At 66.1% G+C, this 6,622-nt stretch carries 6 protein-coding genes; 4 read left to right on the top strand and 2 right to left on the bottom strand.

What is annotated here, in order from left to right; translation table 11 throughout:
- Positions 1-37 precede the first annotated feature (37 nt).
- The gene (locus DIE11_RS28690) at positions 38-643 is read left to right on the top strand and encodes a DNA-3-methyladenine glycosylase I (protein ID WP_059601954.1); all 606 of its coding nucleotides are present in this window, start codon (positions 38-40) and stop codon (positions 641-643) included.
- A 333-nt stretch (positions 644-976) separates the two neighbouring features.
- On the opposite strand, the gene rpsU is transcribed toward DIE11_RS28690, so the two are convergent.
- On the bottom strand, positions 977-1,189 hold the full coding sequence (rpsU, locus tag DIE11_RS28695) for a 30S ribosomal protein S21 (protein ID WP_006401410.1): 213 nt from the start codon (positions 1,187-1,189) through the stop codon (positions 977-979).
- 547 nt (positions 1,190-1,736) lie between these two features.
- Here rpsU and DIE11_RS28700 point away from each other — a divergent pair.
- The 3 genes from DIE11_RS28700 (at position 1,737) to fliT (ending at position 4,513) form a co-directional block, all read left to right on the top strand.
- Positions 1,737-2,555 carry a flagellin domain-containing protein gene (locus tag DIE11_RS28700; protein ID WP_059452616.1) on the top strand — a complete coding sequence of 273 codons (819 nt, stop codon included), beginning with the start codon at positions 1,737-1,739 and terminating at the stop codon, positions 2,553-2,555.
- A 184-nt stretch (positions 2,556-2,739) separates the two neighbouring features.
- Positions 2,740-4,173, top strand: a complete 1,434-nt coding sequence (fliD, locus tag DIE11_RS28705; RefSeq protein WP_124628662.1) for a flagellar filament capping protein FliD — start codon at positions 2,740-2,742, stop codon at positions 4,171-4,173.
- Positions 4,174-4,213: 40 nt separating this feature from the next.
- Positions 4,214-4,513 (top strand): flagellar protein FliT, encoded by a 300-nt coding sequence (gene fliT / locus DIE11_RS28710; protein WP_059601958.1) that lies wholly within the window; start codon positions 4,214-4,216, stop codon positions 4,511-4,513.
- A gap of 148 nt (positions 4,514-4,661) precedes the next feature.
- Here the strand turns inward: fliT and DIE11_RS28715 are convergent.
- Positions 4,662-6,622, bottom strand: a 1,961-nt coding sequence (locus tag DIE11_RS28715) for a tetratricopeptide repeat protein (RefSeq protein WP_124628664.1), incomplete at its 5' end; no start/stop codon positions are given.

The raw sequence follows: 6,622 nt of genomic DNA on the forward strand, positions 1-6,622 counted from the left end.
CTGGCACGATCGAATCGACACTGGAACGAGGCTGACGATGTCGCAGCGGTGCAACTGGGTAAGGACGGAAGCGGATGCTCACTATCACGATACCGAGTGGGGCGTGCCGTCGCACGACGATCGCCATCTGTTCGAAATGCTGATTCTGGAAGGCGCGCAGGCGGGCCTGTCGTGGTCAACGATCCTGAACAAGCGCGCCGGCTATCGCGAGGCGTTCGCCGAGTTCGATGTCGACGCGGTCGCGCGCTTCACGCCGAAGCGCATCGAGAAGCTGCTCGAAAATCCGGGCATCGTGCGCAATCGCGCGAAGGTGGAATCCGCGGTGACCAATGCCCGGGCCGTGCAGCGCATTCGCGACGACCACGGCTCGCTCGCGCAATTCCTGTGGTCGTTCGTCGATCACACGCCGGTGCAGAACGCGTGGCAGTCGTATCGCGACGCGCCCGCGTCGACTGCCCAGTCGGATGCGCTCAGCAAGGCGCTGAAGGAGTACGGCTGCAAGTTCGTCGGCTCGACGATCTGCTACGCGCTGATGCAGGCAACCGGGATGGTCAACGACCACGAGACCGGCTGTCCGTGTCACGCCAAATGCGCGGCGCTCGGGGGCAAGCAGCAGCCGGCACGGAGCCGCAAGGCAGGTTGACGGCGACGAAACCCGCCCGGCGGGCCGGGGGTTGGCGCATCGGCACATCACAACGCCATCCGCGGCCCCACACACACGCGCTGCGCTTCTTCAAACTGATACCGATCCCCGTCACGCCGACGCTGAGCGTCGCGATGACAGCATCGGAACGCGCCCGGCGGCGGCTCGAAGCCGTCGGCAATCCGTCGAATCAGGCGCGTCGCCGTCAGGCGACCGCCCCGCCAAGGCTTGAAACCCGAGACCAACGCCCTTTTTCCGGCCCGGAAAAGCAAAACGGCGGAGCGGCTTCTTTCGAAGCACGCTCCGCCGTTTCGCGGCGAACCGGAGATGCTCTTAGTGGAGCTTCTTCGGCAGCATCTGGCTGCGCAGGCGCTTGTGCAGGCGCTTGACGGCTGCTGCCTTCTTGCGCTTGCGGACTGCGGTCGGCTTTTCGTAGGACTGGCGTTCGCGCAGTTCAGCGATCAGGCCATTTTTTTCGATAGCACGGCGAAAGCGGCGAATCGCCACTTCGAACGGCTCGTTTTCTTTCAGAAGAATCGTCGTCATGTCGTTCCTAAATTGCTTAAACGGTCAAAAACGTAGCGGCCAAGCGCCACGCACCGGCCATCCGGGCGTCCCCACAACAGGCGAAACGAGCGGAAATACGGCCTCGGAGGCCGGAAAAGAGAGGCACAAAGCACCGCGGGTACGCTTCACAAGCCGCGTGCAGCGCCGCGTTTGACTGCCAGCAAGAATGCCGAGACGGCACAGGCTTGACAGAAAATCTCAATTCAGCCCGCCATCATATCAGGAAATCACAGACAAAACTATCCTTTTGTCGATTCCGGCTCGCCGCCCCGCGCGGCGCGGCCGCGTACGCCATCCAACGGGACCGTCGCGCAACCTGCCCGAAATCGCTGTCACCCAAGCCAGGCGCGGCCTGCGCGGCGATCGCCACATTCCGTCCCGATTTTCCTCACACATCCCTCTAAAGTTTTCGCCGGGTGCCGCCGTCAACCAGGAAAGGCGGGCAGCGCCACTCGCGATAAAGCGCAACGCCGAAAACGAACCTGATCCTGTCTGAACTCAGGCATTTTCCAAAACGAGGAAGCAAATGCTGAACATCAACACCAACATCCTTTCGCTGTCGACGCAGACGAATCTGTCGGGCTCGCAAAACGCGCTGTCGCAAGCGATCAACCGCCTGTCGTCGGGCAAGCGCGTGAACAGCGCAGCAGACGACGCAGCGGGCCTCGCAATCGCGACGACCCAGACGGCCGCAATCAACGCGCTGAACCAAGGCGTGTCGAACGCGAACAACGGCATCTCGATGGTCCAGACGACGGCCGGCGCGCTCCAGTCGATCGTCGACAACCTGCAGCGTATCCGCCAGCTGGCAGTTGAAGCAGGCGACGGCTCGCTCGACTCCAACGCACGTGCAAACCTGCAGTCGGAAGTCTCGACCCGCCTGACGGAAATCTCGCGCGTCGCAACGCAAACGACGTTCAACGGCCAGTCCGTCCTGCAAGGCCTGAGCACCGTCAGCTTCCAGATCGGCGCGGTCAACGGCCAGACGATCGCTGCGGACTTCGGCACGCAGAGCTGGGACTCGGCAAACCTCGGCCTCTCCGCGCTGACGGTTTCGAGCGTCACGGATTCGCAAGCCGCAATGGGCTCGATCGACGCAGTGCTGACGAAGGTCAACACGTTCCAGGCAACGCTCGGCGCAACGCAGAACACGTTCCAGTCGGCCATCACGAACACGCAGACGCAATCGACGAACATGTCGGCAGCGCGTTCGCAGATCACCGACGCGGACTTCGCGACGGAAACGGCGAACCTGAGCAAGGCGCAAGTGCTGCAGCAAGCAGGCATCTCGGTGCTGGCACAAGCAAACTCGCTGCCGCAGCAGGTTCTGAAGCTCCTGGGTTAATACCCCACGACCGGCGGCGCGCGTCTCGCGACGCGCCGGCCGCCGGCACGGGCGCCGCGACCTCGGTCCGGCGCCCGCGCCTTTTCATCGCGCACCCGGGAAGCTCACCTCCCGTTGCGCGCGTGTTCGACACCGACGCGCGATTCGCCCGAACCTGTCCGGCGACGCGGACCGGAGCCCCCGAATGACCTCGACGACCACCACCACCACGTCCACCAGCGACCTGAACACCGCGCTCCAGCAGGCTGCGCAGTCCCTCATCAGCGGCTCGACGAAGTCGTCGCTCGACGTCAATTCGCTCGTCTCCGCGCTTGTCACCGCGAAGACCACCGCGCAATCGACCGCACTCGCGAACAAGCAAACGTCCGACAACACCGAACTATCCGCGATCGGGCAGATCAAGTCGCAGCTCGCGGCGCTGCAAACGGCGCTGACGGGCCTCACCGACGGCACGACGCTGTCGGCACTGACCGCGACGGCCAGCGGCTCCGGCCTCACCGCCACCACCGCGAGCGGCGCGGCGGCCGGCACGTACACGGTGAAAGTCAATGCCGTCGCGACCGCCAACTCGATTTCGTCGCCGGCGCTCACGTCGTCCGACACGATCGGCAGCGGCACGCTGACCGTCGGCGTCGGCAGCGGTTCGATGCAGGTGTCGGTCTCGTCGACCGATACGCTCGCGACGATCGCCGCGAACATCAACAAGGCCTCGAACAACCCGGGCGTGACGGCCACGGTGATCAATGCGTCCGACGGCCAGCACCTGGTGCTCTCCTCGAACAACACGGGGGCGACGAACACGGTGTCGATCACCGCGGGTGCCGGCCTGAACAGCAAGCTCGACTCGACCCAGTCGACCTACAACACGGTGACGCCCGCCGCGGATGCCAACATCACGATCGCCGGCAGCACCGTGACGAGCGCGACGAACCAGATCTCCAACGCGCTGACCGGCGTCACGCTGAACCTGACGGCAGCCGCGGTCAACACGACGCAGACGCTCACGATCGCGCAGGACACGACCGGCATCACGACGGCGATCAACAATTTCGCGAAGGCGTATTCGAGCTTCGTCACGACGGCATCGAGCCTGTCGTCGTACACGAGCACGTCCTCGGGCTCGACGGCCGGCCCCCTGCTCGGCGACGCGATGCTGAACTCGATCACGAACGGCCTCGCGACCGCGCTCAGCGGTGGCGTCACGACGGGAGGCAAGACCTACAGCCTGTCGTCGATCGGCATCAACCTGAACACCGACGGCACGCTGACGGTCGACAGCACGAAGCTGCAGACCGCCCTCACGACCAACGGCTCGGCCGTCTCCGCGATCTTCAACTCGACGAACGGCGTCGGGGTCGCGCTGAACAACTTCGCGAATTCGTACTCGCAGACGGGCGGCCTGATCGACCAGCGCACGGCCTCGCTGAACAAGGACCTGTCGAACCTGCAGGATCAGGCGACGCAGCTGAAGAACTACCAGACCGCGCTCACGGCCCAGTACAACGCGCAGTTCACCGCGCTCAACACGCTGATGACGCAGATGCAGAACAACCAGCAGTACCTGACGCAGCTGTTCGGCGGGTCGAGCAGCGCCGGCACGCTTGCCACCAACAAGTGACGGACCGGCACCCGGCCACCGCCCACGAGGACTTCTCGCCATGGAACACACTTCGCTGACACGCGCGCTGGCGCTCACGCACGCGCTCGCGGACGCCGTCTCGCACGACGCATGGGAGCGCGCCGCCGCGCTCGTGAACGAACGCGCCGCGCTGCTGATGTCGCTCGACGCTGACCAGACGCCGGATGCGCTCGCGATCATCCGCGAGATCCAGCGGCTCGATGCGATCATCACCGAACAGGCGATGGCCGGCCGCGAGCGGCTGATGACGAATCATCGGCTGGCGCTGCAGCGCATCGACGCGGCATCGCGTTATCAGTCGACCGGGATGCTCGGCTGAACCGCACCGACGCAGATCGAACAAGAACAACTACGACGCCCGCGAGGGCGCCCTCCTCGAAGAGCCGCAGCGATGCGGCTTCTTTTTTTGGGGACGCCCCCACCGCGCCGCGATGCGCAGCGGCACGGCGCCCGTCCGGCCGCGGCCGTTACCGCGCCGGCACGTCGCCCGGGGTGCCGGCGAGCCATGCGTCCCACATGCCGTGGAACGCGTCCTCGAGATGCCGCGCGAAGCGCTTCGCGTCGCCGAGCGGCGAACGCTGCATCTGCTGGCGCAACCCGGCACGCATCGCCGCGAGCTCGCCGCGATCGCGGGAGAACGCGACGGCCTTCGCGATGTAGTCCGCTTCGTCGCTCGCGATCCAGTCGCCGAGACCGGCCGCATGCAGCAGGCTCTCGCAGATGTGCGTGACGAACCGCTCTCCCTTCATCCCGAGCACCGGCACGCCCATCCACAGCGACTCGGCCGTCGTCGTGCCGCCCGGGTACGGAAACGGGCTCAGCATCACGTCCGCGCGGTTGTAAGCAGCGAAGTACGCGTCGCGCGACGAGCCTGGCTCGAGGATCAGCCGGTCGGCGTCGATGCCGTGCGCCGCGAAGCGCGCGCGCGTTGCATCGCAGATGTCCTCGACCGCGAGTTCGTACGCCTTGAGCAGCAGCTTCGCGCCCGGCACGGTGTGCAGCAGGCGCGACCAGACGCGCACCACCTCGTCGGTCACCTTCACGAGCTTGCCGAAGCAACCGAACGTGATGTGCCCGTTGCGCAGCATCGGCAGCGGGCCGACCTGCACGTCGTACGGCGGCGGCGTGAAGCACAGGTAGCTGTCCGGCAGACGCCACGGCCGCTCGACGAAGTGCGCTTCCTCGGCGGCGGGCAGCACGTGCGCATCGCCGAGGAAATAGTCCATCTCCGCGATGCCGGTCGACGCGAAAAAGCCGAGCCAGCTCACCTGGATCGGCGCCGGCTTCCACGCAAAGGCAGGCAGCCGGTTGTGCGCCGTATGCCCGGCCAGATCGACGAGCACGTCGATCCGCTCTTCGTGGATGCGCCGGGCCGTCTGCTCCGTCCCGAGATCCGTGATGCGATGCCAGCCGTCGAAATGCGGCTTCAGCCGCGCGGTGTAGTCGTCCTCGGTGTCGAACGTCGTGAACGCGACGAGCTCGAGCCGCGACCGATCGAGATGCGCGACGACGCTTTCGAGAAAGATGCCGACCGGGTGCCGCCGGAAATCGCCCGACACGAAGCCGACACGCAACCTGCGCCCGTTCAGCGGCGCCGGCCGGTGCTGCCACGGTCGCGCGTGCATCGACATGCGCGCGCCGAACACGCGCGCATCCGCCAGGTACGCATCCGGGTCGAAGGCGGTCTGGCCCGCGAGGCAGAACAGCAGCGACGTGTAGGTGCCAGGATTGTCAGGATCACACTCCAGCGCGCGGCGATAGCACTGGATCGCCGCGTCGACGTCGCCGGTCTTGCGCAGCACGTCCGCGAGATGCGCATGCCGGCGCGCGGTGCCGGGTTCGAGTGCCACTGCGGCATGCGCGCTCTCCAGCGCTTCATGAACGCGCCGCGCCTGGCACAGCGCGATCGACAGGTTCTGGTGGATATCCGCCGAATCCGGATCGAATTCGAGCGCGTGCCGGTACTGCACGATCGCGTCGTCGACACGGTCCAGCCAGTAATACGCGTGGGCCAGGTTCACATAGCCCTCCGCCCGACGCGGATCCAGCTCGATGGCCCGCTTGCCGGCCTCGACGGACTCCTCGATGCGGTTCTGGCTCTTCAGCGCCCGGCTCAGGTTGAGGTGTGCGTCGACGTCGCCGCCGGACAGCTCGATCACCCGTTCGAAATGCACGATCGCTTCGTCGTTCCGACCCGCTTCACGCAGCGCGCTGCCGAGACAGTTGTGGACCTGCGGATCCCGCGGATCGAGTTCGACTGCCCGGCGCAGCGTCGCGATGGATTCGTCGAGGTCGCCACGCGCGAGCAGCGCGGTGCCGAGATTGCCGTGCACGATCGCCCGGCCCGGGTTCAGCGCGACGGCCGCGCGATAGCTGTCCACCGCCGCGTCGAACTTGCGCTGCGTCGTCAGCACGTTGCCGAGATTGT

It is taken from the genome of Burkholderia sp. Bp9012 (assembly GCF_003853825.1).
Lineage (GTDB): Bacteria > Pseudomonadota > Gammaproteobacteria > Burkholderiales > Burkholderiaceae > Burkholderia > Burkholderia diffusa.